Annotated in this window: 23 protein-coding genes and 1 CRISPR repeat array; of the genes, 10 read left to right on the top strand and 13 right to left on the bottom strand. The window is 36.9% G+C overall.

Going from position 1 to position 22822, the window contains the following annotated elements; genetic code table 11:
• The first annotated feature begins 9 nt into the window (after window positions 1-9).
• Window positions 10-3570, top strand: coding sequence for a pyruvate:ferredoxin (flavodoxin) oxidoreductase (gene nifJ / locus IQ237_RS06920; RefSeq protein ID WP_194053616.1), 3561 nt, complete (start codon window positions 10-12; stop codon window positions 3568-3570).
• A gap of 205 nt (window positions 3571-3775) precedes the next feature.
• Here nifJ and vap15 read toward each other — a convergent pair whose 3' ends face one another.
• From vap15 to IQ237_RS06885, 7 genes are all read right to left on the bottom strand, one after another.
• On the bottom strand, window positions 3776-4018 hold the full coding sequence (gene vap15, locus IQ237_RS06915; protein ID WP_194053614.1) for a type II toxin-antitoxin system VapB15 family antitoxin: 243 nt from the start codon (window positions 4016-4018) through the stop codon (window positions 3776-3778).
• Between the two features lie 33 nt (window positions 4019-4051).
• Complete coding sequence (locus IQ237_RS06910; RefSeq protein WP_194053612.1) at window positions 4052-4267, bottom strand: hypothetical protein; 216 nt, start codon at window positions 4265-4267, stop codon at window positions 4052-4054.
• 31 nt (window positions 4268-4298) lie between these two features.
• The gene (locus IQ237_RS06905) at window positions 4299-4529 is read right to left on the bottom strand and encodes a UPF0175 family protein (RefSeq protein WP_194053610.1); all 231 of its coding nucleotides are present in this window, start codon (window positions 4527-4529) and stop codon (window positions 4299-4301) included.
• Window positions 4530-4681: 152 nt separating this feature from the next.
• Entirely contained in the window at window positions 4682-5089 is a 408-nt protein-coding gene (locus tag IQ237_RS06900; protein WP_194053608.1) for a hypothetical protein, read from the bottom strand.
• Window positions 5090-5161: 72 nt separating this feature from the next.
• Entirely contained in the window at window positions 5162-5812 is a 651-nt protein-coding gene (locus tag IQ237_RS06895; protein ID WP_194053606.1) for an isoprenylcysteine carboxylmethyltransferase family protein, read from the bottom strand.
• Window positions 5813-6015: 203 nt separating this feature from the next.
• Window positions 6016-6174 (bottom strand): YqaE/Pmp3 family membrane protein, encoded by a 159-nt coding sequence (locus IQ237_RS06890; protein ID WP_096559101.1) that lies wholly within the window; start codon window positions 6172-6174, stop codon window positions 6016-6018.
• A gap of 110 nt (window positions 6175-6284) precedes the next feature.
• On the bottom strand, window positions 6285-6629 hold the full coding sequence (locus IQ237_RS06885) for a translation initiation factor (protein ID WP_194053604.1): 345 nt from the start codon (window positions 6627-6629) through the stop codon (window positions 6285-6287).
• 230 nt (window positions 6630-6859) lie between these two features.
• On the opposite strand from IQ237_RS06885, the gene IQ237_RS06880 reads away from it, so the two are divergent.
• Both IQ237_RS06880 and IQ237_RS06875 read left to right on the top strand, forming a co-directional pair.
• Complete coding sequence (locus tag IQ237_RS06880) at window positions 6860-7543, top strand: HupE/UreJ family protein (RefSeq protein ID WP_194053602.1); 684 nt, start codon at window positions 6860-6862, stop codon at window positions 7541-7543.
• A 411-nt stretch (window positions 7544-7954) separates the two neighbouring features.
• Window positions 7955-8314: a hypothetical protein gene (locus IQ237_RS06875; protein WP_194053600.1), complete on the top strand. Its 360-nt coding sequence runs from the start codon at window positions 7955-7957 to the stop codon at window positions 8312-8314.
• A gap of 145 nt (window positions 8315-8459) precedes the next feature.
• Here the strand turns inward: IQ237_RS06875 and surE are convergent, their stop codons facing one another.
• Window positions 8460-9140 (bottom strand): 5'/3'-nucleotidase SurE, encoded by a 681-nt coding sequence (surE, locus tag IQ237_RS06870; RefSeq protein WP_194053598.1) that lies wholly within the window; start codon window positions 9138-9140, stop codon window positions 8460-8462.
• Window positions 9141-9296: 156 nt separating this feature from the next.
• Between surE and psb32 the strand changes: the two genes are divergently transcribed.
• A complete protein-coding gene (psb32, locus tag IQ237_RS06865) occupies window positions 9297-10034 on the top strand; it encodes a photosystem II repair protein Psb32 (protein WP_194053596.1) in 738 nt (245 codons plus the stop codon).
• A gap of 74 nt (window positions 10035-10108) precedes the next feature.
• The gene (locus IQ237_RS06860) at window positions 10109-11338 is read left to right on the top strand and encodes a glycosyltransferase family 4 protein (RefSeq protein ID WP_194053594.1); all 1230 of its coding nucleotides are present in this window, start codon (window positions 10109-10111) and stop codon (window positions 11336-11338) included.
• On the opposite strand, the gene IQ237_RS06855 is transcribed toward IQ237_RS06860, so the two are convergent.
• From IQ237_RS06855 to cas1, 5 genes are all read right to left on the bottom strand, one after another.
• Window positions 11335-12774, bottom strand: a complete 1440-nt coding sequence (locus tag IQ237_RS06855) for a TIGR03985 family CRISPR-associated protein (RefSeq protein ID WP_228019795.1) — start codon at window positions 12772-12774, stop codon at window positions 11335-11337. The two genes, IQ237_RS06860 and IQ237_RS06855, sit on opposite strands and share 4 nt — an antisense overlap.
• Before the next feature lie 257 nt (window positions 12775-13031).
• Window positions 13032-14555: direct repeats of the CRISPR family, unit length 37 nt; unit sequence GTTTCCATCCCCTTGCGGGGAATTGGTTATGAAAAAC.
• A 334-nt stretch (window positions 14556-14889) separates the two neighbouring features.
• Window positions 14890-15174, bottom strand: a complete 285-nt coding sequence (cas2, locus tag IQ237_RS06850; RefSeq protein ID WP_194053592.1) for a CRISPR-associated endonuclease Cas2 — start codon at window positions 15172-15174, stop codon at window positions 14890-14892.
• A gap of 19 nt (window positions 15175-15193) precedes the next feature.
• Window positions 15194-15580 carry a type II toxin-antitoxin system VapC family toxin gene (locus IQ237_RS06845; RefSeq protein ID WP_194053583.1) on the bottom strand — a complete coding sequence of 129 codons (387 nt, stop codon included), beginning with the start codon at window positions 15578-15580 and terminating at the stop codon, window positions 15194-15196.
• Entirely contained in the window at window positions 15577-15798 is a 222-nt protein-coding gene (locus IQ237_RS06840; protein WP_194053581.1) for a DUF2281 domain-containing protein, read from the bottom strand. Before IQ237_RS06840 ends, IQ237_RS06845 begins: the two co-directional genes overlap by 4 nt.
• Before the next feature lie 72 nt (window positions 15799-15870).
• The gene (gene cas1 / locus IQ237_RS06835) at window positions 15871-16881 is read right to left on the bottom strand and encodes a CRISPR-associated endonuclease Cas1 (protein WP_194053579.1); all 1011 of its coding nucleotides are present in this window, start codon (window positions 16879-16881) and stop codon (window positions 15871-15873) included.
• Between the two features lie 180 nt (window positions 16882-17061).
• Between cas1 and csx18 the strand changes: the two genes are divergently transcribed.
• The 5 genes from csx18 (at window position 17062) to csx10 (ending at window position 22820) form a co-directional block, all read left to right on the top strand.
• Window positions 17062-17376, top strand: a complete 315-nt coding sequence (gene csx18 / locus IQ237_RS06830; protein WP_228019793.1) for a CRISPR-associated protein Csx18 — start codon at window positions 17062-17064, stop codon at window positions 17374-17376.
• Window positions 17369-18382: a CRISPR-associated ring nuclease Crn3/Csx3 gene (gene crn3 / locus IQ237_RS06825; RefSeq protein ID WP_194053575.1), complete on the top strand. Its 1014-nt coding sequence runs from the start codon at window positions 17369-17371 to the stop codon at window positions 18380-18382. The genes csx18 and crn3 overlap by 8 nt, the downstream gene beginning before the upstream one ends.
• A 156-nt stretch (window positions 18383-18538) precedes the next feature.
• Window positions 18539-20866, top strand: coding sequence for a type III-B CRISPR-associated protein Cas10/Cmr2 (gene cas10, locus IQ237_RS06820; protein ID WP_194053573.1), 2328 nt, complete (start codon window positions 18539-18541; stop codon window positions 20864-20866).
• Window positions 20863-21585 (top strand): RAMP superfamily CRISPR-associated protein, encoded by a 723-nt coding sequence (locus tag IQ237_RS06815; RefSeq protein WP_194053571.1) that lies wholly within the window; start codon window positions 20863-20865, stop codon window positions 21583-21585. Before cas10 ends, IQ237_RS06815 begins: the two co-directional genes overlap by 4 nt.
• Entirely contained in the window at window positions 21582-22820 is a 1239-nt protein-coding gene (gene csx10 / locus IQ237_RS06810; RefSeq protein WP_194053569.1) for a CRISPR-associated RAMP protein Csx10, read from the top strand. The genes IQ237_RS06815 and csx10 overlap by 4 nt, the downstream gene beginning before the upstream one ends.
• Window positions 22821-22822 lie beyond the last annotated feature (2 nt).

The raw sequence follows: 22822 nt of genomic DNA, 5'->3' as shown, positions 1-22822 counted from the left end.
AGAAAAATCATGGCTAAATTAGCTAAATCTTATGCGGCAATTGATGGTAATGAAGCGGTTGCGCGTGTAGCTTACAAATTAAATGAAGTAATTGCAATTTATCCCATCACACCATCATCAAATATGGGTGAATGGGCGGATGCTTGGATGGCAGAAAATAAACCTAATTTATGGGGTACAATTCCTAATGTCACCCAGATGCAAAGTGAAGGTGGTGCTGCTGCTGCGGTGCATGGTGCATTACAAACAGGTGCTTTAAGTACAACTTTCACCGCTTCCCAAGGTTTGTTATTAATGATTCCCAATTTGTTTAAAATTGCGGGAGAATTAACTAGTTTTGTCCTTCATGTTTCCGCACGTTCTTTAGCTACCCACGCTTTATCTATTTTCGGTGATCATAGTGATGTGATGGCAGCTAGAAGCACAGGTTTTGCATTTTTATGTTCTGCTTCTGTACAGGAAAGTCATGATTTTGCTCTTATTTCTCAAGCTGCAACTTTAGAAACTAGAGTACCTTTTATGCACTTTTTTGATGGTTTTAGAACTTCCCATGAAGTGCAAAAAATTGAGTTATTATCTGATGAAGTTTTAGAGGAATTAATACCTTTAGAATTAATATCTGCACATCGTCAACGCTGTTTAACTCCTGATAAACCAGTGTTAAGAGGAACAGCACAAAACCCCGATGTTTACTTTCAATCCCGTGAAGGTGCAAACCCTTTTTATAATGCTTGTCCTGATATTGTGCAACGTATTATGGATAAGTTTGGAGAACAAACAGGACGGTATTATAAATTGTTTGAATATCATGGACATCCCCTAGCGGATCGGGTAATTATTCTCATGGGTTCTGGTTGTGAAACTGTCCATGAAACTGTAGATTATCTGAATAAACAAGGTGAAAAAGTGGGAGTTATCAAAGTTCGACTTTTTCAACCTTTTGATGTGGGCAGATTTATCGAATCTTTACCTAATAGTGTCAAATCTATTGCGGTTTTGGATAGAACTAAAGAACCAGGAAGCGCAGGTGAACCTTTATATTTAGAAGTAGTCACCGCTATCCATGAAGGATGGAAAAAAACCACATTCCCGAAAATTGTCGGAGGTAGATATGGGTTATCTTCTAAAGAGTTTACCCCTGCAATGGTAAAAGCGGTTTTTGATCATCTCCGTCAATCAAAACCCAAGAATCATTTTACTATTGGGATTAATGATGATGTCACTTTTACTTCTTTGAATTTTGATCCCAACTTCTCTACAGAACCAGATAGCGTTGTGCGTGCAATGTTTTATGGTTTGGGTTCTGATGGTACGGTAGGTGCAAATAAGAACTCTATTAAAATTATTGGAGAAGGTACAGAAAATAATGCTCAAGGTTATTTTGTGTATGATTCTAAAAAGTCTGGTTCAATGACGGTTTCTCATTTACGGTTTGGTGCTGAGAAAATTCGCTCCACTTATCTGATCAACCAAGCTAATTTTATCGGTTGTCATCATTGGGGTTTTCTGGAGACAATTGATATCTTAAAAAATGCTGCCACTGGAGCGACATTTTTATTAAATAGTCCCTATCCTGCGAAGGAAGTTTGGAAAAATTTACCTGTAAAGGTGCAACAGCAAATTATTGATAAAGACCTGAAAGTTTATGCTATTAATGCTAGTCAGGTGGCAAAAAATAGCGGGATGGGAAGAAGAATTAACACTATTATGCAGGTGTGTTTCTTCAAATTAGCGGGGGTATTGCCAGAAAAAGAGGCGATCGCCAAAATTAAACAAGCGATTGAAAAAACCTACGGTAAAAAAGGTGCAGATGTTGTCAACATGAATTTAAAAGCTGTTGATAACACCTTAGAAAATCTCTATCCTGTGAAGGTAGGAAAGGTAAAAGCTGTCCCAGAAAAACCCAAATCTTTACAGAACAACATACCCAAATTTGTCAATGATGTTCTGGGTAAAATTATGATTTGGGAAGGTGATGACTTACCTGTAAGCGCTTTACCCGCAGATGGAACTTTCCCCACTGCAACCGCAAAATGGGAAAAACGCAACGTTGCGGAAGAAATTCCGGTTTGGGATGAGGATGTCTGCGTTCAATGTGGTAAATGTGTGATGGTTTGTCCTCATGCAACTATCCGCGCTAAGGTTTATGAAGCGGATAAATTAGCAAATGCACCTGTAAGTTTTAAGTCAGCAAATGCAAAAGATAAAAGCTTTGCTGGTCAGAAATTTACTATTCAAGTTGCACCGGAAGACTGTACAGGTTGTAGTATTTGTGTGGATGTTTGTCCTGCGAAAAATAAAGCAGAACCCACCAAAAAAGCTATCAACATGAGTCCGCAGTTACCCCTGAGAGAACAGGAAAGAGAAAATTGGGATTTCTTTTTAAGTTTACCAAATCCCGACCGCAGAAAGTTGAAATTAAATCAAATTCGTCAACAACAACTGCAAGAACCATTGTTTGAATTTTCCGGTGCTTGTGCAGGATGTGGAGAAACACCATATCTGAAATTATTAACACAATTATTTGGCGATCGCTCACTCATTGCCAACGCAACCGGTTGTTCTTCTATTTATGGTGGAAACCTCCCCACAACTCCCTGGACTCAAAACGCAGAAGGAAGGGGTCCAGCATGGTCCAATAGTTTATTTGAAGATAACGCCGAATTTGGTTTTGGTTATCGTTTATCTATTGATAAACAAGCAGAATTTGCAGCCGAATTACTGCAACAATTAAGTAGTGAAATTGGGGATAATTTAGTTAATGATATCCTCAAAAATGAACAAAAAACCGAAGCTGATATTTGGGAACAACGGGAAAATGTGGAAGTTCTCAAGCAAAAACTTGATGAAATTTCCGCATCTAAACATGACCAAAATCTAAAAACAAAAATCGCAAATCTCACATCTCTTGCTGATTATTTAGTCAAGAAAAGTGTGTGGATAGTTGGTGGTGATGGATGGGCTTATGACATTGACTTTCATGGAATTGATCACGTTTTAGCCAGTGGTAAAAATGTCAATATCTTGGTTATGGATACAGAAGTTTATTCTAACACAGGTGGTCAATCTTCTAAAGCAACTCCTACCGCAGCAGTCGCTAAATTTGCCGCAAGTGGTAAACCCGCAGCGAAGAAAGATTTAGGTTTAATGGCCATGACTTACGGTAATGTTTATGTGGCCAGTGTCGCTTTAGGTGCGAAGGATGAACACACATTAAAAGTATTCTTAGAAGCGGAAGCTTTTGATGGTCCATCCTTAATTATTGCCTACAGTCATTGTATTGCTCATGGGATTGATATGACCACTGGTTTACAACAACAAAAAGCCTTAGTTGACTCTGGTAGATGGTTGTTATATCGTTATAATCCTGCATTGCAAGAACAGGGTAAAAATCCCCTACAATTGGATATGAAAGCACCTTCTGAGTCAGTGGAAAAATCCATGTATCAGGAGAACCGGTTTAAGATGTTAATTAAGAGTAAACCGGAAATTGCTAAACAATTGTTAGCGCAAGCGCAAGCGGAAGTGGATGCACGATGGGAGATGTATCAATATTTGGCTAATAGGTAATTGGTAATTAATAGCCCGCCTCAGAATGAATTCTGATAGCGAAGCGTGGCGTAGCCATGTCTAATAGCAGAAGTCATCTAAAGACGACTAAACAAAATTTCCGAGTCCGTTTTAACGGACTTTATTTATTAGCCCTGAACTATGGCTAACGCCACGCTACGCTATCAGTTCTGGGCGGGTTGTGTTCAAAATTAAATAGTAATAATTAGCATCTATTTTGTTGTTTTCTGGCATAAATTTGAGAACGGACAATTTCTACTTCTTCTGTAATTTCTGCTAATGACAATTCATCAGTTTGAAATATTTCCAGTAATTCTGTTAACTTTTTATTCAACGTTTCTTTTTCTAGTTCTTTACTGAGTAATAACTTCTCTGAATCAGAAAGTTGTTTAACTAAAGTTAGAATTTGCTCAAATGTCAAGGGGAGTTGATAAGTGTTCTGTAACATTGTTTCAAGTCTCTTATCTTGATACACTATTTATCAATTTCTGGTTAGTAAAATATCTTCAATCATTTGATCTACTAACTCAGCATCATTTGACCATTCACCAATAAATGAATTATTGATCATTTCTGGTTTAGTTAGTTGATCAATCATAGCTTTGATTAAATCTGAAACTTGGCAATGATGAGTTTGTGTCAATTTTTCTATTTTGTCGTAAGTTGCTTGATTAAGTTCAATTTCTATTTTTTTCATAGTTTTGTGATGTTGATTTTATATAGGTAGATTATAGCAGATTCTTTAAATCAACTTCCAAATCACTTTCATCATAATGAACAGGGATATTTCTAATTGCTAATTCATGTTGAAATTGCAGTAAAGGCATTTGCGCTAGTTCAGATGCTTTACCAATACTAATTTTTTTTATTTGAAATAATAGAATGATTAATTCTAAAATTAATTCTTTTTCTGATAATCCACTGGCTTGAACAATATCTTCGGAAATTACTAAACTCATTGTGATCCTCTTGTTAATACAGACTAGAAAAATTATAGCATATATGTATTGTCTATCAAAATTTAGTTACTAACAGTAATTTTTATTAACAACAATAAAAACAGGTAATCAGTTATCACCAATTACCCAATATCATCAAACCTAAACTTAATCTATGGAGAGATCACATCATCATAATTAATAGCCTGAAGTAGCCGATTTAAAATCACCTTCCCTTTTGAATTAATCACCTGAACACGAATAAAATTAGGATCACTAGGCCGCCAAGTTACTCGATATTTCATACCATTATTATTCCAAGTATAAACTTGCCGATCATTAGTTCCTGAAGTTACAGCACCAGATAGATTAATGTTGGAATTACGATTACGGCGATTTTCTCCATAATAGGAATAGACATTATTTTGAAAATATAAACTTACTTCCCAATCTTGATCACCAAAATGTCCCTTGGGATAATTAAACTTTTGTGCCAGCGCAGGTTGAGTCATTGCTACATCTATAATTGCAGGTGTAGAAATCCCCAAAATTGCTGCTAATGTTATTGCTTTGTAATTCATAAAACTTTCCTTCTGCTAAACAGGTAAAAATTCTATATTTATGGATTCACTCTATAGCAAATCAATTTCGCTTTAAGCTGTTGTTTCTTCTTTATTCAGATTCCTGGAAATAAATAGTTTAGGAAACAGCAACCCAGAACTTTCTTTATATTCCTCAAACTCAGGATATCGAGACAAAGATTGATCTTTTTTCAGCATATTGGGAACAAATACCATCGCTATAAATAACCCCAGAATTAGAAAAGGTAGCCAATGCTGTGCTAACATAGCAAATGCTAGATAAATCAAGACTTCTCCCAGATAGTTTGTATTCCTGCATCTAGCAAAGAAACCTTCTGTAATTAGTCCAGTTTTGTATTTGAGAGTATAGTATTTTTGAGCATCACTAGCAAAATGCAAAAACACACCCACAATATTTAAAGAAATAGCCGCAGCTACTAGCGGTAAAGGTGGAACAGTACCACTACTAATGAGAATAAATGGTGCTACCCAATATAAACCTAAGACAAAAAAGCCAATAATTCCCATCAAATTGGGAATTTCTTGTTCCCATTGTCTATCTGGAAAAATACGATCTTTGAGTAACCAAAGAAAACCATAAGTACCATGAAGGGCAAGATAAACCCAAGCTCCAATGGTAAAGTTATGGTAGAAAAACATTAGCCCTAACACTATAAAAAAAGTTAGACCTTTGTGAAAATTAATAGGATATTTTACTTTCATATTTTGGCTTTTTGTGATAATTTTTTACGTAATTATTCAGCTATCAGTAATCAGCTATTCTCTAGAAAGACAATGAATTAATAACAGGGATCTTGTTCCGGTTCTGTAAAATTACACCAGTATTAATGAGAGCAATTTACAGCCTATTATTGATGGTTTTAGTGTCTTGCTGACTGCTGATAGCTGATGGCTGAATGCTGATATTATTTCTTGGCAATCACCCAAACTGCATGAATAATACCAGGAATATAACCGAATAAAGTTAACACAATATTAATCCAAAAGTCCAAACCAAAACCTACTTGCAAAAATACTCCTAGAGGTGGCAGAAAAATCGCGCATAATATTCTTACTAAATCCATTTCAGCCTCCTGTTAATGTTCCACTTCTCTACAGTTAACATCACTTTCTCTCACTCGCATTCCTGAAAAGATACAGTAACCCGAACTAACACCCAGATATAACACCTACATTAACCACCGCTGATTTTAGCTTTGTAACCTAACTTAACTAAAATCTCTAAAATTTTCTGTTTATGATCTCCTTGAATTTCAATTTCATTCTCTTTTAATGTTCCCCCAGTACCACATTGGGTTTTTAACTGTTTAAGTAACGCATTTAAGGTTTCTGGTTTGGTTTGAAACCCAGTAATAACCGTAACTGTTTTTCCCTTCCTCCCTGCGCGGGTTGCTTGTACCCTCACATTTTGTTGGTTTGGGGGTAGTTCTTGTACTGGACGTTCTAAAGCAGGTGAATTATCATTACCAAATTCTTGGTAAATTATGCGTTTGTCAGATTTTGATTTAGAGGAAGACATACAATTTAATTCTTAATTCAATCCAGAAATAATCTCAAGTAGACTCCAATTTATTTCCTACCGCTATTTTAACTAATTACTGTTCACTAATTACTGACTAATATTAGAAGATTCTCATCCAGCATTCCTTAAGTCAAATATTCTGAGTCCTGACTCCTAAATTCTGACATTTTTTTTCAAGATTGGGGTAATATAAACTACCAATAAGAATAATCTGATCTATTATCACTATGTTCAAAACTACATTATCTGTATCTGATGGTACTAATGCAGTACCTACTTCTCAACAGTATCGTCTCATGGGTGCGATCGCTGCTTTAATTCTCATCAGTCTGATCACTTCATCCGGGGGATCACCTATGAAACACACTATTTCTAACTGTTGGGAAGGGTTTATTTGGGGTATCGCTGATCCAGTTATTGCTTTGGATCGATTAGCTGGTATTGTCGCTGTTGGTTTACTCTCTGCTAGATTTGTACGTGGTGCTTGGATCGGTTTAGCTTTTGTATTTGCTGCTTTCTTGGGACAAATAATACATTTAGGTTCCTTAAATCTACCAGCTATAGCCCCAGGTATGGAAATAGCGATCGCCTTTTTCTCTATCATCTTTGGTATCATTTTCCTCCTACCTACCCAAATCAGTTGGTTAGCTTGTACCGTACTCAGTGTTATCGCTGGGTTATTTCATGGTTATGCTGATAGTCAAGCAATTATAGGCGCTCAAATATCAACCATGGCCACATATTTGCTCGGTGTTAGCTTAACTCAAACTGCAATTGTCTTGTCTGCTAGAAAAATTGGTATTATATTCACAAAACAAGCAAGTAAGCAGATATTTCACAAAACAATTCGTTGGGTTGGGTTAACTTTTTGTACAATTGGTGTCGTATTTTTCGCCAATGCAGTAATCTAATACCCAGGAAATACTTTGAGGGTAGTTGTATAACTTTTAATTATCACTATAGTGATCCGATTTGATTCATGAATTGTTCGTGGAGGCAGGGAACAGGGAACAGGGAACAGGAAAGAAGGCTTTCAGTATGTACTCAGTTCTGTTCAAAAATCAAATAGGAGTCCTATAGATTGATAATTATCGTTAAAAAAATTCACACAATTTTGCACAATTACCCAATTTTGTATTATTTTTTAAATATCCCAAATGCTTCCGAAAATCAGGTTAATATTGCTACTAAACATCTGCTAATTACTCTGCTAATTACAGGATTTACCAATCCTTAATTAGATAGCATTGCTACAGATGGCATTTTTGTTTGATTCTCAAATTTCACTTAGTACAGTTTAGTGCTGATTAGGAAATTATTTGATGAATATTAACAATATTACTATGATGATTTCTCAAAATTGGGGCGCTCCAGAAATGATATCCGCAGGAATAGAAGCTAAAATAAACCGCTTAGAATCTATTGTTGAGCAAATTGGTGAAGCTGTGCTTTCTACTACCGATACTATTGAACGTTTAGCTCAAAGAGTAGATGCTTTGAGCGTACAAGTAGAAGCACAAGGAAAGCAAGTACAGCAGCAAGGATATCAAATTTTTGCCTTGTGTGATGCTGTACAAAGTCTCGCTGAAACACAAAAAGATTCACTACAAGAAATCAATCAACTCACAAAATCTGTAGATAAAATTGTGTTTTTGCTGCAAAGTGTCGATGAAGAAACATGAACAATTCAAAAACACTCACGGTCTCAGATAGGGATGAAAATTACAACCGTAGCAAGATAAACTTTTGGTTAGCTTATGAAACCAATTTTTTCAATCCAAAATCTCAAATCCAAAATCCAAAATCCAAAATCCAAAATTGGCATGATCAAACCTTTAACTGAGTAATTGCAATATTGCCAGAAAAACATATATCTACATCACTACCAGGAGTGCGATCGCGTTTACCATATTCACCAACATAATAAAAATTATCACCTTCTATGCGATAATTTACAGGTAAAGGTTTGGTACAGGGTGGACAAAAAACCATTTCTGGGTCAGCATCTCCCGGTAGTAGATGGGGTAAATTCACATTCCAAAAGCTACCAGGTTCTAAAGGTTTTTTCAGTAAATCTGCTAATATTACTGATGTCCATTTAGCCGCTAAATCCCAATTATAATTGAGTTTAGCTTTGCGATAATGAGAAATCGCCACACCGGGAATACCGTGCATCGCAGCTTCTCTCACAGCAGCAACAGTCCCAGAAATGTACGCATCCACCCCCAAATTACCACCAGCATTAATTCCTGACAGTACAAACTTGACATCTTGACTAATTTGTGTTATGGCAATTCTCACACAATCAGCAGGAGTACCAGCAATAGCATATTCAAAATCAGAACGACGTTCTAGTTTAATCGCTTCAGTTGTCGTTACTTGATGTCCACAACCAGACTGATGGGAAGCGGGCGCTGCAATAATTACATTTTTGTCGTTTACCGCTTTCAGTAAAGCTTGAATACCTGGTGCGTCGATACCGTCGTCGTTAGTTAAGATGATTGTCATGAGATTTTAGATTTTAGATTTTAGATTGATTTGACAAATAAATCCTGAAATAAATCCTGGTAATTTTACCATCCAGGAATTATCCTCAAATCAGATGCTTTTGACCTAGATTATGTAGTATTTTGATTGCAAGAGTATTTTAGTAGGATTCATTTCATGAAACAGCTACTCAAGCAATTATTTAGTGGTCATTCATACCTTACCCGTCTCATTGTACCTGTATTGGTGATGATGATGGCTATTTCTGTTTTTGTCACACCTGCTTTTGCTACTGGAGTATATCAAATACCCAACCTCACAGCAGATACTTGGATTATAGATGAAGGTGATGTTCTTAGCCGTTTTAATGAAGGTCAAATCAGCGGTGCTTTTAAAGACTTAGCCAAAGAAACTGGTAATGAAGTAAGAATTGTTACCATTCACCGTTTCGACTATGGGGAAACACCGGAAAGTTTTGCCAAAGGACTATTTACAAAATGGTTTCCTACACCAGAAGCACAAGCTAACCAAGCGATTTTGATCGTTGATACTCTAACTAATGGTGCAACTATTGTCAGCGGGGATCAAGTGAAAACTCTCTTGACTGATGAGATCGGTAATAGTGTCACAGAAGAAACACTAGGGGCAGCATTGCGGGATGGTAACAAATATAATCAAGGATTTTTGGACGTGCGCGATCGCCTAGTAGCAGTCCTTTCTGGTAAACCTGATCCTGGTCCACCAGCAGAAAAACAAACTGTACAGGTAGAAAGCACTTTTAGCAATGCGGAAGAAACCGACAAAAACAAAGGTAATGCTACTGCTTGGGTAGTAGGATTGTTAATTGCAGCTACTGTCATTCCTATGGCAACTTACTATTTATACCAAATCAATCAGCCATCAAATCAGGGGTAAGTAATGAGGGAATAGGTAGAATTTTTTACCATTCCCTATTTTTCCATTGACGGTTTTGTACACAGTTGACTATCATGAAAAATACTTCTCAACATCCCAAACGTATTTTATTTTTACATCCCAACTTTCCCGCCCAATTTCGTCACCTGGCTACAGCTTTAGGCAAAGATGATAAATATCAAGTAGTATTTGGTACAAATCGTCAGGAAGGATCAATACCAGGAGTATTGAAAGCTATTTATGAACCTTCCCGCACAGCAGCACCCCAAACTCATCATTATATCCGCAATTTAGAAAATGCAATTCTCACCGGACAAGCTGTATATCGCATGGCAGAAAAACTTAAAAGACAGGGTTTTATTCCCGATATAATTTATGGTCATTCTGGCTGGGGTCTAACATTATTTATGAAAGAAATTTTCCCGAAAGCCGAATTATTATGTTTCTTTGAATGGTTTTATCATGCTTGCGGTTCTGATGCCGATTTTGATCCCAGTGATCCATTAAATGCAGATGATTTGTGTCGTATTAAAGTCAAAAATTCACCAATTTTACTAGATTTATACCATTGCGATCGCGGACTTTCTCCTACTAATTGGCAACGTCAACAATTTCCCCCAGAATATCATCAAAAAATCACTGTTTGTCACGATGGAATTGATACTAATTATTTTAGTCCTCAGCCAGATGCTAAATTAATTTTACCCCGAATTAATCTTGATCTTTCCCATGTTTCAGAATTAATTACCTATGTGGCCAGAGGAATGGAACCTTATCGCGGTTTTCCTCAGTTTATGGAAGCAGTAGCATTAATTCAACAACAACGCCCAAACTGTCATATTGTAGTTGTGGGAGAAGATAGAGTAGCCTATGGAAAAAATCTTCCTGATGGTAAAACTTATAAACAATTAATGTTAGAAAAATTAGATTTAGATTTAACCAGATTACACTTTACAGGTTTACTACCTTACTCTGAATATTTGCAAGTTTTACAAGCATCCTCAGCCCATATTTATTTAACTTTTCCTTTTGTTTTATCCTGGTCAATGTTAGAAGCAATGTCCGCAGGATGTTTGTTAATAGCTTCTGATACTGCACCAGTTAAGGAAGTAATTAAAGATGGTAAAAATGGACTGTTGGTAGATTTCTTTTCTCCCCAACAAATTGCCGAAAAAGTGAATACAGCTTTAGATAATTCTCCAGATATGATTTCTATTCGTAACGCCGCACGCAAGACAATAGTTAATAATTATGATTTAGGAATATTATTACCACAACATTTAGATTGGATGTTGGGCAATTAATAATTAGCTAATTCTTTGATCGCTTCTTCTTTGAGTCGTTGACGAATAGACAAAGGTGCTATCACCTCTCCATTTGGTCGCCAGTCTCGTAACCGCATCAAAACATTAATATCCCCAGTACGTATCCAAGCTTGATAATAAATATCTTGTTTATTTCTGTGTTTGATAATATCTAATATTTGCCGCTGTTGGGTTTCGGGAATGTCTGCTGTAATTAAATTTGCTAGTTGTTCATAGGCAATACGCTGGAAGGAATGATGGCGAAATGTTTTATCTACATACCATTGGGCAAAAGCTGGCGGAAAACGAATGATCAATAATTCCCGTTGTAGGTAAAAGTTGAAACCCCAAGCTTTTTCTAATTCTGTCTCTACATATTCTGGGGTGGGTAAGTTGCCACTGTGCCACATTTCTTTTAATTCTTTGGGTATACCTGGATCTCCCCAGGGAAGAATTTGCAATTTTTCTGAGGCGATGCGGTCTAGTCGGTAGTTGTGCCATTTGATATTTCCTTGGGGATCTATACCATAGGCGCTGAGATATTTGGCACGTCGGAGATAATGCAAACACACGGGATAAACGGTTATTTGTACTTTGCTTGCTGTAGCTGCGATCCAATATTCAAACTGCACTACTCCAGCAGCAGGTATACGCCACAGTTGTTCTAGCTGTTCTTGATAGTTGTCTACCTGATCCTGCATTTCTTGAGAGAGTATATAGTCTAAATGCAGAAATATCCGTTGTTGTGGTTCTTGGGTGGTGGGGGATGTATGGGTATGATCTACTATTTGTTCCCACAAATTTTGAATGATGATATCTAGGTTTGGCTGGACAAAGGATATGGACTCTAAGACGTGCAGTAGTTCCCAGGTTTGGGGTAGGGAGAGTTGGGTAAAGGTGGTTTGTGCTGTTGCAGAAATTGTTGGTGCTGGTAGTTCGGTTTTAGCTAGGGTTTGATATTCTCCTTTGACTACTGTTTGCAGCCATCCTAAATGAGTTAGCTGTTTGAGATCATCTCTGAGGGAACGATGAACGGTTGCAAAGGGGGGTTGTTGTAGTTGTTGGTGCAGTTGTTGGGAACTGATGCCGGTGAGTTGTTGTATTTCTTGTTGCCATTGGGTTTGGCAAATGTGGCTATTTGCAGTTTGAATAATTTGCCATCCGCTTTGATGACAGATGCAGGTAGGGTCCTGACATTTGGTGGTTATTTGTTCGGCGTTGAGTTTTTCGCTTTTGGGGTGATAGTAGGAAAATAGGCGATCGCGTAGTTGTGCGTAGGTAAATTTTTTTGCTAAGTCCGTTGTCCAGTTTTCTTCCCCATACAGTTTGTTTAATATTACCCATAGTCTAATTGAACGCTGCAAACGGTTGGCTAGTTGTCCTGCTGCTAACCAATGTAATATTTGCGGTGTGGGTGGATAGGGAAAGCTGTTCAATTTGATAATTGATATTTGATAATTGACAATTGTTTAATTTAAGGTTTCAAACTTTTTCTTTTTAGGGGAAAAAAAGAACTAATTGCAGTCAATATAATTTTCAATTGTACATTGTTTCTTGTCTATTTTGGAAAGTTCAATTTTTTTGTATTGGTACTGCAAAAGCTGATTAAATCACTATCAAAGTTTATTGAATATTCATCAAAACTAAGCGATCGCATTTTTTAGTAATTCTATCTTTTTTCTCCCCAAGTTTTGTTTCCATCCCCTTGCGGGGAATTGGTTATGAAAAACCAAGATGAATATAACATTGATTGATGAAAAACAGGACTACCCAGTTTCCATCCCCTTGCGGGGAATTGGTTATGAAAAACACCAATGAAGTCACTCTCTCGGCTAATAGTTGAATTGTTTCCATCCCCTTGCGGGGAATTGGTTATGAAAAACGGTTTTTCAGCCAAGGCTTCTAAATGCACCCCACTGGTTTCCATCCCCTTGCGGGGAATTGGTTATGAAAAACATTAAATGGGACTGAAAGACAACTTTATGATGAGTTTAAGAGAGCAGTTTCCATCCCCTTGCGGGGAATTGGTTATGAAAAACAGAGCGCGATCGCTCCCAACTTCCTTTATAAAGCACTACGTTTCCATCCCCTTGCGGGGAATTGGTTATGAAAAACGACATCATGTACACAGACTCTAAACTTTTTCTTCCAGAACAATCGTTTCCATCCCCTTGCGGGGAATTGGTTATGAAAAACCTTTATGCAGCTTGCACAAATATCGAGTTCAAGATAAAACAAGTCTCGTTTCCATCCCCTTGCGGGGAATTGGTTATGAAAAACAGAATATAGAAAAGAACCCAGCTGGATTCCTCAAGACTTGTTTCCATCCCCTTGCGGGGAATTGGTTATGAAAAACAAGCCAAAGTTAAGTCTCTAGCCTCTTCTCCCGTCGCAGTTTCCATCCCCTTGCGGGGAATTGGTTATGAAAAACAGAATATAGAAAAGAACCCAGCTGGATTCCTCAAGACTTGTTTCCATCCCCTTGCGGGGAATTGGTTATGAAAAACAAGCCAAAGTTAAGTCTCTAGCCTCTTCTCCCGTCGCAGTTTCCATCCCCTTGCGGGGAATTGGTTATGAAAAACAGACTCATTGTTTTTAAAGTCAAAGATGTGAGAGCAGCCTTCTGGAGTTTCCATCCCCTTGCGGGGAATTGGTTATGAAAAACTAATAAAACTGAAACTATCACATGGGCAGAAGCAATAGTGTTTCCATCCCCTTGCGGGGAATTGGTTATGAAAAACAACTGTACTCCTCCCACAGCCGGAGCGCAGAGCCTTCTGGGCGTTTCCATCCCCTTGCGGGGAATTGGTTATGAAAAACCAGACTGCTTACTGGAAGTCTGTTATCTGCCATGTTGGCAGTGAGGTTTCCATCCCCTTGCGGGGAATTGGTTATGAAAAACTCCTCTCTGGTCTGAACCTTTCCATTAACTAGTTGGAAGTAAGGTTTCCATCCCCTTGCGGGGAATTGGTTATGAAAAACTTGCTGGACACTTGAGAACAAGGGTGTCAGCAAGCCCCAAGGCAGTTTCCATCCCCTTGCGGGGAATTGGTTATGAAAAACCTTGGATAGTCTCTGTGACTCTGCTTCTACCAAGAAGTTAATCGTTTCCATCCCCTTGCGGGGAATTGGTTATGAAAAACCTCAGGCTGTTGCTGATGTGGTAGTTGGCGATAGAGTGTTTCCATCCCCTTGCGGGGAATTGGTTATGAAAAACCCTACACTCATGGAGACCTTGTTACAAATAGCTTTCAAGGAGCGTTTGCGCCAAGCTACGGAAACAACAATGTAACAAGCAAAGTCAGTATTTAATTTTCAAGGTGCAGATTGCCGTTTCCAGCCAATAAAAATAATTTAACCGAAAAACTCCAAGATGTCAATCCAAAAAACCAACATTTTTTGAAAATTACCAAAGATTACTAAATGTAAATCTTTCTAGCTTCCTGCGCCAAAACCCAAACATTCCTTTACATTTCGTTACAAATGCCCAAAACCAGAACTGAGGGATATTTCAACCATCTCCATACCACCATAACCAGGAATATCAAACTTTACAAAATTAAATAATCAGGAGGTTCATAAGGTGGTTCACTTCCGTAGACTCGTGTTTTCTGTTTAGCAGTTTCATCCAGAGGATAAACCCGCAAATTATCCTCACTCAACTTCAGCACCTTTAACCACCGCTTTTCTAACTGAAAATTCAACTCCTTATCATCCAGCGGACATTCAAACACCGAATATTGCACCCGTTGACAACGCTGTTCCAACAACTTGGCCAACTTTGTCCGACGTTTATCATCGGATACGTCATAACAAACCAACCATAATTTAGGCATAAGATAGTAATTGGTGGTTTTACCAAAATCTTTCTATGTCATAACCATCAAACTTTTCATCAATACTGATAATAATTAAATTTTCGCTTCTAGCTTGAGATATTAATAAGCGATCAAAAGGATCTTTATGATAATGAGGCAAATTATTTAGATCATAAATATGAGATAAATCAAGAGATAATAACTGAATTTTATTTTGCTTCATTTCATCCTCAATAACTTGAGGTAATGCTGACTTAAATTGAATCTTACCCAAGGATAATTTAATTTGCATTTCCCAAATACTGACAACGCTTAAAAATACCTGAGTTTTGGGATTACAAAGAAGTTGATAAACAGCAGGTGAAATTCTTGGAAAATCACTTGTCCACCAAATAAATACATGAGTATCAATTAAAACTCTCATTCCTCTTCACCCAACCAAAACTCATCCGGTAAAGGTTCATTAAAATCATCACTCATCCAAATTTCACCTTGATGTAAACCCGCAGTTCGTGGCAAATTAGAAGAATTAGATGGTAAATTAGGTTCTTCTTTGGCAACTTTGATAAAATTGTAAACCTGTAATAGTAATGCCTCTGGTGCTGAGGACAATTCCTCTATAATAGTTTCCAAAATAGTCATAATTGGAATCAATCAACTCTCTACTTTGATTTTGACACATTTGAAATATATAATGATGCCTTACCCAGTCCATTACTTAATTACAAACGCCTCATAATCCAACTCAGAACGCATCAAACACCGTCCCAACCACCGCGCTTGTTCCAAAAGAATTTGATTTAAAGTCAAACGACGATTTTGAGGAGGATATAAAAGAGGAGTACGCAGTCGTCGTTCTAACTCTCCCAAAAACAACTTTTTCGCCAAAGGTCCTAACCATATCCCCACCCCATCAGGAGAATCTTGAAAATCCTCAGTTCCCAAAATGTTAGATTCAACAATGGAAATTACCGCTTGGTCCACCACCACAGGCCGAAATTCCTCCATTAAATCTAAAACTAAATTCGGTCGATAGGGTTCTGTCGCATGGAAAAAACCCAAATAAGGATCAAGTCCCGCTTGAACGGTAGCAGAAAATACACGAGCTAATAAAACTCCATAACCCCAACTCAAAAGCGCATTAATCGGATCAAGAGGTGGTCGGCGGTTGCGGCCATTAAACTTCCACTCTGGGGGAAAATAATGACGTAATGCTTGGTAATAGGTGCGAGCGCAAATTCCCTCAATTCCCATTAACTCATCGCGGTTAAAGGGGGTAGCAACATGAACGAGACGGGAAGAATAGGAATTGATTAAATCTATTGCCTCTGCTAATTCCGTAATTGTACTTGCAGTTGCCCGGTTACGCTTTTGTAATAATACTCTTTGATTACGGACTTTACCCAAAACCAATTTTTGAGCTAAGGCCATACCAAAGGTGGTTTCTACTGTGCGATATTGAGCTAATCTAATAGTAGTATTACTGATATAATATCCTTGCAGCCTACCGCGAAATTGCCCATCTTGTCTGAGGAATATGGTTTCAATTCCTCGATCTAATAATTGGGCAATTACCACATCTGTTAATTGGATACCAGGTAAAACCACTACCAAGGTAACTTCTGCTAAACGACAGGTTTGAGTTTGATCTTGTTTAATGATCATCAGAGATTCATTGCGATAGCGCAGGATTGTTCCTGGTTCGGTTAAATAAAGTGTAGTCATAGGAAACAGCAAATTAAGAAAGTAGGGGTTCAGCAGTGCTAAACCCTTACAACATTCAGGAGGTATAAATGAAGTATTAATGTTTCCTCCTTTACCAGTAATCATTTTGCCTTGAGGTTAGAAGACCCCTTTTCTATCAGGGTGAAATAATACACTCATCGAACTGGAAAAGACAGTTTTATGGTCATGTCTCCATCTGTAGCGAAAAAATTGGTACGATACCGTAGCTGGTTAGTTGCGGTTGTCAATGGGGGAATTACCTGGATAGTGCTAATTATTGCGCCTTTGGGATTATTTGCGGTAATTATTTGCACTTTATCGGTGTTTTTGGGTAGTTTATTAGTGGGGGTAATTTGCGACAAAGCTTTATTTAAATTGCTACGTGAAAACGATAGAGAGGTAATGTCCGCTGATCGAGTTTTCCAAAGTATCAATTTTACAGATGGAGAAAACTGGAATTTACAAATACAGGAACGGAGAAAAGCTGATGACTGAACCTGCTTTACGCTTGCTATTAAGTGAAACCCTGATGGTAGAGGCTTTACATTATCAGGTTTTATTGATTGAATTAACTAGGAGCGATCGCATTATCGAACCCCAAGACTTGACCGGTTTAGAACTTCCAGCAGGAATTGATACAACCGGTGGTGTGGTAATTTCGGGACGCGCACCCATTTGGTTATATGGTTATCTGATCCATGAATTACATCCTACCGCTTGGGTTGCTTGTTATGATCCCCGCATCGGTGCGATAATCGTAGCTACTCACACTCGCTTAGTGCATATTGGACAAGTGTTCAAAATTATTCCCCCCAACGGAAGAACCCAAGACGGGGAAACCACACCAGAACAACAATGGTCTAATTATTTTCGTCAACTGGGAGAATTGAGATCAAATAATAGCGCAAATTCTCCCGTCACAAAACCAGAAAAATTGTGTCCAGCGTTGATGGTAGTTGGTCCCCCCGACAGTGGTAAAAGTGTTTTTTCCCATGGGTTATTTCAAGCTTTGCTAAAAGAAAATCCTGATATTTATTTACAACGCGCACATTGGGACGGTGAAGGAAATTATGTGTTAGAAATGGGTGCAGAAGCTACCGATGAAGAAATCGAAGCTTTTAAAGCGCGTAATCGCGGATCTTTAACAGAGAGGTTTTTTCCCTACCAAGCGCAAGCTATTCTTCAGTTAAGAAAACAGAAATCTTTAGTAATAGTAGATGTGGGTGGGATGGTACAACCAGAAAAGTTACCACTTTTGGAAGTTTGTACACATTATTTAATAATTAGTTCTCGACTAGAAGCGGTGGATGGGTGGCATAATTTTTGTGGTATTCGTGCTAATTTAATACCAGTTGGTGTCATTTTCAGCACTCTCACAGAAACGGAGATAGTTCATCAATTAGAACCTTATGTAGAAATGACTTGTGGTGCTTGGGTTAGAGGTAAAGCGCGTCCTGTTCCTGATATTTTACTAGAAAGGGTACAAGATATGATTAATTGAAAATTGATAATTGATAATTGATAATTGATAATGGTTTCAGTCAAGGTTTGAATCTTCTGCTTTTCAGGAATGAGAAATAGGTAATTGTCAATTATCCAGTGTTTAAGAAGTGCAAAGAATGAATAAAATAGTAGTCAAGCAAGGGAAAAAAGGGTGATGCAAGTTAAAAGTTCGGTAGCTATAGGAATTAGTTGGTGTTTAGCTTGGGGTAATGGAAGAAAACCGCAATTTGATATTTCTGTTTTGCGGGAAATGTGGGAAGCTTTGAGAACTGGGGGAGAAGTTCCAGTAGAGGTAAGAACTATTGTTGAACAAGTTGAAGATTTGCAAAAAATTAAGGAAGATTATTTTCCTGAGACTTTGGAACAGCTAAAAAAACATTATCCTGTTTTATGGAATCAAACAACTAATATCGGTTTAGTTTATGGGGGTGTGACTAAGGTTAAACAATATGTATTTGAATCAGCTAAAATTCAAGAAGTGCGAGGTGCTTCTGGTTTATTGGATAGAATCAATTTAGTTGATTTACCTGCTTTTTTCAATGTTAAAAATCTTCCGCAAATTTATAACGCTCAATGTAGCGATGTGAGAGCATGGTTAAATAAAAACTTTGATCAAGATTACAAATTATCAGAAGTTCTCATTCCCGAATTAATCATTTATTCTACAGGGGGAAATATTCTGGCTTTTTGTCCTGCTGCTTATGTAAATGACTTAGCAGATGCTATTGAAAAACGCTATACCCATGAAACATTAACCGCTAATTCCTGTGCAGTTGGTGATACATTTAGACCATTAGAAATTAGATTTGGTTTATTCAAAGAAAAAATAGAAGATACACCTTGGTTAGATTGGTATAATCAGAATTATCAAAAACCAATAGTTCAAGCTTATTTTGGATTTCCCAAAGATGAAAAAGAACGGTTAGAAGGATTCAGAAACCGCAAAAGTTTTAACGAAATTACCACCAAATTAGCGGTTTTATTTAATCAAAGACGTAGCGGTAATGATATTCCTGGACGTAATACAAACCGTCGTTATCCAGCAATGTTTGAAACCCATCCTTATTTAATAAGAGATGGGAGTGATAGACGTTCTGCTATGATGAGAGTAGATGAAGGTTTAGCCAGAGAAACGAACTTTTCTGAAGCATCAGTCAGAAAATATCTAGTTGGTGATCGAGCAAAAGACGGAGACACAAAAGAACCAGAATGGTATCTTAAAACAAACTTAAAATGGCACAGAGGAATATTTGAAAGTTGGGTAAAAAGATTCGACAGATTTTTAGAAGAACATCCCCATTTAAAAACTAAATATTATGGAAATATCCAACCTCAAAATGTAGAAATTCCCAAAACATTAACTCATGTATCTAATGCTAGTAAAGGTTTTATTGCTTATATTTATGCAGACGGTAATAACATGGGTGGATATATCCAAAAAATTCGCACTCCTGAGAAATACAAGAAATTTAGTTTAGATGTCAGTGTAGCTACAGAAGAAGCTGTATTTTACGCACTAGCAGAAAACTTACATCCTCATGAACTCAGAAATTTAAATGATGAAGATTCACAACTAAAAAATGGTCAACTTGTTCATCCTTTTGAAATCATTACCATAGGTGGTGACGACATTTTTACCATCGTTCCTGCTAACAAAGCATTAGAAATTTCGCAAATCATAGGAGAAAAATTTGAAGAAATAATGATTGACAAATCAGATGAAATAGCAGATTATAGAATTGAACAAACTAAACCAGTAGACAAGAAAAAAATCCATCGTTATCAACCACAAACAGCAAAACCTTCAGAGTGCAAACTTAGCACATCCATAGGCGTTTTAATTACCGCTGATGATACACCAATTTACTATGCCCAAGACTTAGTAACTCAATTACTGAAATCAGCCAAAGAAAAAGCCAAGAAATTAAAAAAAGTAGAATATCATGGAGGAACAATAGATTTTATCACCTTAAAATCTGTCACCATGATTGCATCTAATATTAAAGATTTTCGCCAAGAAGCATTAACTAAAGAAAGTCCGCAGAAATTAAAACTCTACGCAGGACCTTACACATTACATGAAATAGGGGGATTAATTAAATCAATATTAGCATTGAAAAAAACCAAATTCCCCAAATCACAACTTTATCAAATTCGCAGTTTATTAGAACGGGGTAAACATACAGCAATTCTCAACTATCGCTATTTTCGAGTCAGACTGAAACAGGGAAAAACAGAATTACAACAACATTTTGAAGATGCTTGGTGTTTACCAAAAGATGATAAAAATGGAGGAAACTTAGCTCCTTGGATGTATGATACAGACGACAAAGTTTATGAAACAATTTGGCGCGATATGGTTGATATTTATGGATTTGTAGAAGAATCAGATAACACAGGACAGTTAGGACAGTTAGGACAGTTAGAACAGTTAGAACAGTTAGAACAGTTAGGAGATATAACTCCGGGGGTTGAGTCATGATTAAATTAGAAACAATTAATAATTCAATCCAAACAAAAACCATCACCGCTATCATTGACACAGCATTATGTATAGGTGCTGGAGGTTCATCTGGTTCACTCGCAGATAAACCCATAGTTCGCAACGCAGAAGGAAATTTACTCATACCCGCTTCCCAATTAAAAGGGAGATTGCGCCATGAATGTGAGAAAATAGTTAGAGGTTTAAAATGGGATGTTTGCTATTCTCCCAACCCGCAAACAATGTGTCCCCAAAGAGCGGGTTTAGTGGGAAATTTTACCAGAAAAGAGTATAAGATATCAGAATTAGAAGATGATAAAAACTATCATTGTTTAATTTGTCAAATCTTTGGAAATCCCGTTTTACCTTCTCGGATAATATTTGATGATTTAATTTGTGAAGAAGAACCAGAAAACTTACCAGAAATTATTCGTCCTGGTGTAACTATTAACCGTCGTCGTCGCACTGCTGAAGAAAGTAAACTTTACTTTTTAGAAACCTCACCCCCAAATACAAAACTAAGATTTACAGGAAATATTCACCTATTACATGATGCACCCAAATATACCAAACCATTAATATTAGCAGGACTGAAACATATTAACGCTTTAGGTGGAAGTAAATCAGCCGGTTTAGGTTGGTTACATTGGGAATTACCAGATTTAACAATAGAAAAAGAAGCATGGGAATTTTTAGCTAAAGGAAGTGGGAAAGAATGAAAAAAATTGAATTAGAAATCAAAGCTTTATCACCTTTAGCAATTGGACAAAAGAAACCAGGAGGTAATATTAGTGAAGTAGAAACATTTATTCCTGGGGGTGTAATTCGTGGTGCAGTTGCTAATCAAATTTTACAACAATCAAATCAAGAAATTACAGATGGTGATGATTTTCATCAATTATTTTTGAGTGAAAATCCCGCGATTTTTCAAAATGCGTATCCAGGACATGGTAAAATTAAATCAGAAGTAAGAGTCATACCTGCAACTGCTTTAAGCTCTAAAATCAAACCGGGGTTTAAAATATCAAAAGGGGATGGTGTTTTTGACACCTTAATAGACCGTTTTTGTGCAGAAAATTATGGTCAAGTATATGATTTTAATAGTCCTGTACAACCCCAGAACAATGAATTAGAAGGAGATAGAGTAGATAACTTTACAGGATTTTATAGTCAAAATATCAGTAACTATGAGAAAAAAGCAGCTAATTCTCGATTATTAACCAGAGTAGGTATAAATAGAAGACGTGCAACTTCTGAAGAAAGTGTACTGTACAGTATTCAAGTTTTGAATGAATCAAAACAACATCAAAAAGAAGCTGTAATATATAAAAGTGCAATTTTAGTACCTGATGATTTAGCAGCATCTTTGCACACATTCATTGATAATCATCAAGATAATTTTCGCTTAGGGGGTTCAATTTCACGAGGTTTAGGAAAAGTCAAAATAACAGCTAAAAAACCAAGTGATATCAAAACAAATTTGGGCGATCGCCTGAATCAATTTAATGTAAAATTACGTAAAAGATGGCATGAATGGAGTAATATATTTGGTATAATATCAGAAATACCAAACAATAGAATTTATTTCACAATTGATTTACAAGCAGATGCGATTTTAACAGAAAATTGGCAATACACAACCGTAATTTCTGAAGCAATGCTCAAGGAATTTACAGGATTGGAAAATTCATCTTTAAAACTACATACAGTTTATAGTAGTTATGATTATCGTTCAGGTTGGAATGCTGCTTGGGGTTTAATGAAAGATATCGAATTAGTAACAAATAGAGGGGGTGTGTATTTATTTAGTGTAGATAAAGAAAAGGAAAAAATATGGATTGATAAATTGACAGAATTGGAACTTAAAGGAGTTGGAGAAAGAACTTCTGAAGGTTTCGGACAAGTGCAAATTTGCAATGAGTTTCATAATGTATTAAGAGAAGAGGCTGTATAAAT

It is taken from the genome of Sphaerospermopsis sp. LEGE 08334 (assembly GCF_015207205.1).
In the GTDB taxonomy this organism is placed as follows: domain Bacteria; phylum Cyanobacteriota; class Cyanobacteriia; order Cyanobacteriales; family Nostocaceae; genus Sphaerospermopsis.
This window is presented reverse-complemented; position numbering and strand designations above follow the sequence as displayed.

Coding starts and splice junctions, on each gene's coding strand:
- crn3 (WP_194053575.1), top strand. CDS start 17,369: ATGACTGAACCTGCTTTACGCTTGCTATTAAGTGAAACCCTGATGGTA.
- IQ237_RS06885 (WP_194053604.1), bottom strand. CDS start 6,629: ATGTCTTCCTCTAAATCAAAATCTGACAAACGCATAATTTACCAAGAA.
- csx10 (WP_194053569.1), top strand. CDS start 21,582: ATGAAAAAAATTGAATTAGAAATCAAAGCTTTATCACCTTTAGCAATT.
- IQ237_RS06910 (WP_194053612.1), bottom strand. CDS start 4,267: ATGAAAAAAATAGAAATTGAACTTAATCAAGCAACTTACGACAAAATA.
- cas10 (WP_194053573.1), top strand. CDS start 18,539: ATGCAAGTTAAAAGTTCGGTAGCTATAGGAATTAGTTGGTGTTTAGCT.
- IQ237_RS06895 (WP_194053606.1), bottom strand. CDS start 5,812: ATGAAAGTAAAATATCCTATTAATTTTCACAAAGGTCTAACTTTTTTT.
- nifJ (WP_194053616.1), top strand. CDS start 10: ATGGCTAAATTAGCTAAATCTTATGCGGCAATTGATGGTAATGAAGCG.
- IQ237_RS06840 (WP_194053581.1), bottom strand. CDS start 15,798: ATGACTATTTTGGAAACTATTATAGAGGAATTGTCCTCAGCACCAGAG.
- cas2 (WP_194053592.1), bottom strand. CDS start 15,174: ATGCCTAAATTATGGTTGGTTTGTTATGACGTATCCGATGATAAACGT.
- psb32 (WP_194053596.1), top strand. CDS start 9,297: ATGAAACAGCTACTCAAGCAATTATTTAGTGGTCATTCATACCTTACC.
- IQ237_RS06905 (WP_194053610.1), bottom strand. CDS start 4,529: ATGAGTTTAGTAATTTCCGAAGATATTGTTCAAGCCAGTGGATTATCA.
- IQ237_RS06880 (WP_194053602.1), top strand. CDS start 6,860: ATGTTCAAAACTACATTATCTGTATCTGATGGTACTAATGCAGTACCT.
- IQ237_RS06845 (WP_194053583.1), bottom strand. CDS start 15,580: ATGAGAGTTTTAATTGATACTCATGTATTTATTTGGTGGACAAGTGAT.
- surE (WP_194053598.1), bottom strand. CDS start 9,140: ATGACAATCATCTTAACTAACGACGACGGTATCGACGCACCAGGTATT.
- IQ237_RS06815 (WP_194053571.1), top strand. CDS start 20,863: ATGATTAAATTAGAAACAATTAATAATTCAATCCAAACAAAAACCATC.
- IQ237_RS06900 (WP_194053608.1), bottom strand. CDS start 5,089: ATGAATTACAAAGCAATAACATTAGCAGCAATTTTGGGGATTTCTACA.
- IQ237_RS06875 (WP_194053600.1), top strand. CDS start 7,955: ATGAATATTAACAATATTACTATGATGATTTCTCAAAATTGGGGCGCT.
- cas1 (WP_194053579.1), bottom strand. CDS start 16,881: ATGACTACACTTTATTTAACCGAACCAGGAACAATCCTGCGCTATCGC.
- IQ237_RS06860 (WP_194053594.1), top strand. CDS start 10,109: ATGAAAAATACTTCTCAACATCCCAAACGTATTTTATTTTTACATCCC.
- csx18 (WP_228019793.1), top strand. CDS start 17,062: ATGGTCATGTCTCCATCTGTAGCGAAAAAATTGGTACGATACCGTAGC.
- vap15 (WP_194053614.1), bottom strand. CDS start 4,018: ATGTTACAGAACACTTATCAACTCCCCTTGACATTTGAGCAAATTCTA.
- IQ237_RS06890 (WP_096559101.1), bottom strand. CDS start 6,174: ATGGATTTAGTAAGAATATTATGCGCGATTTTTCTGCCACCTCTAGGA.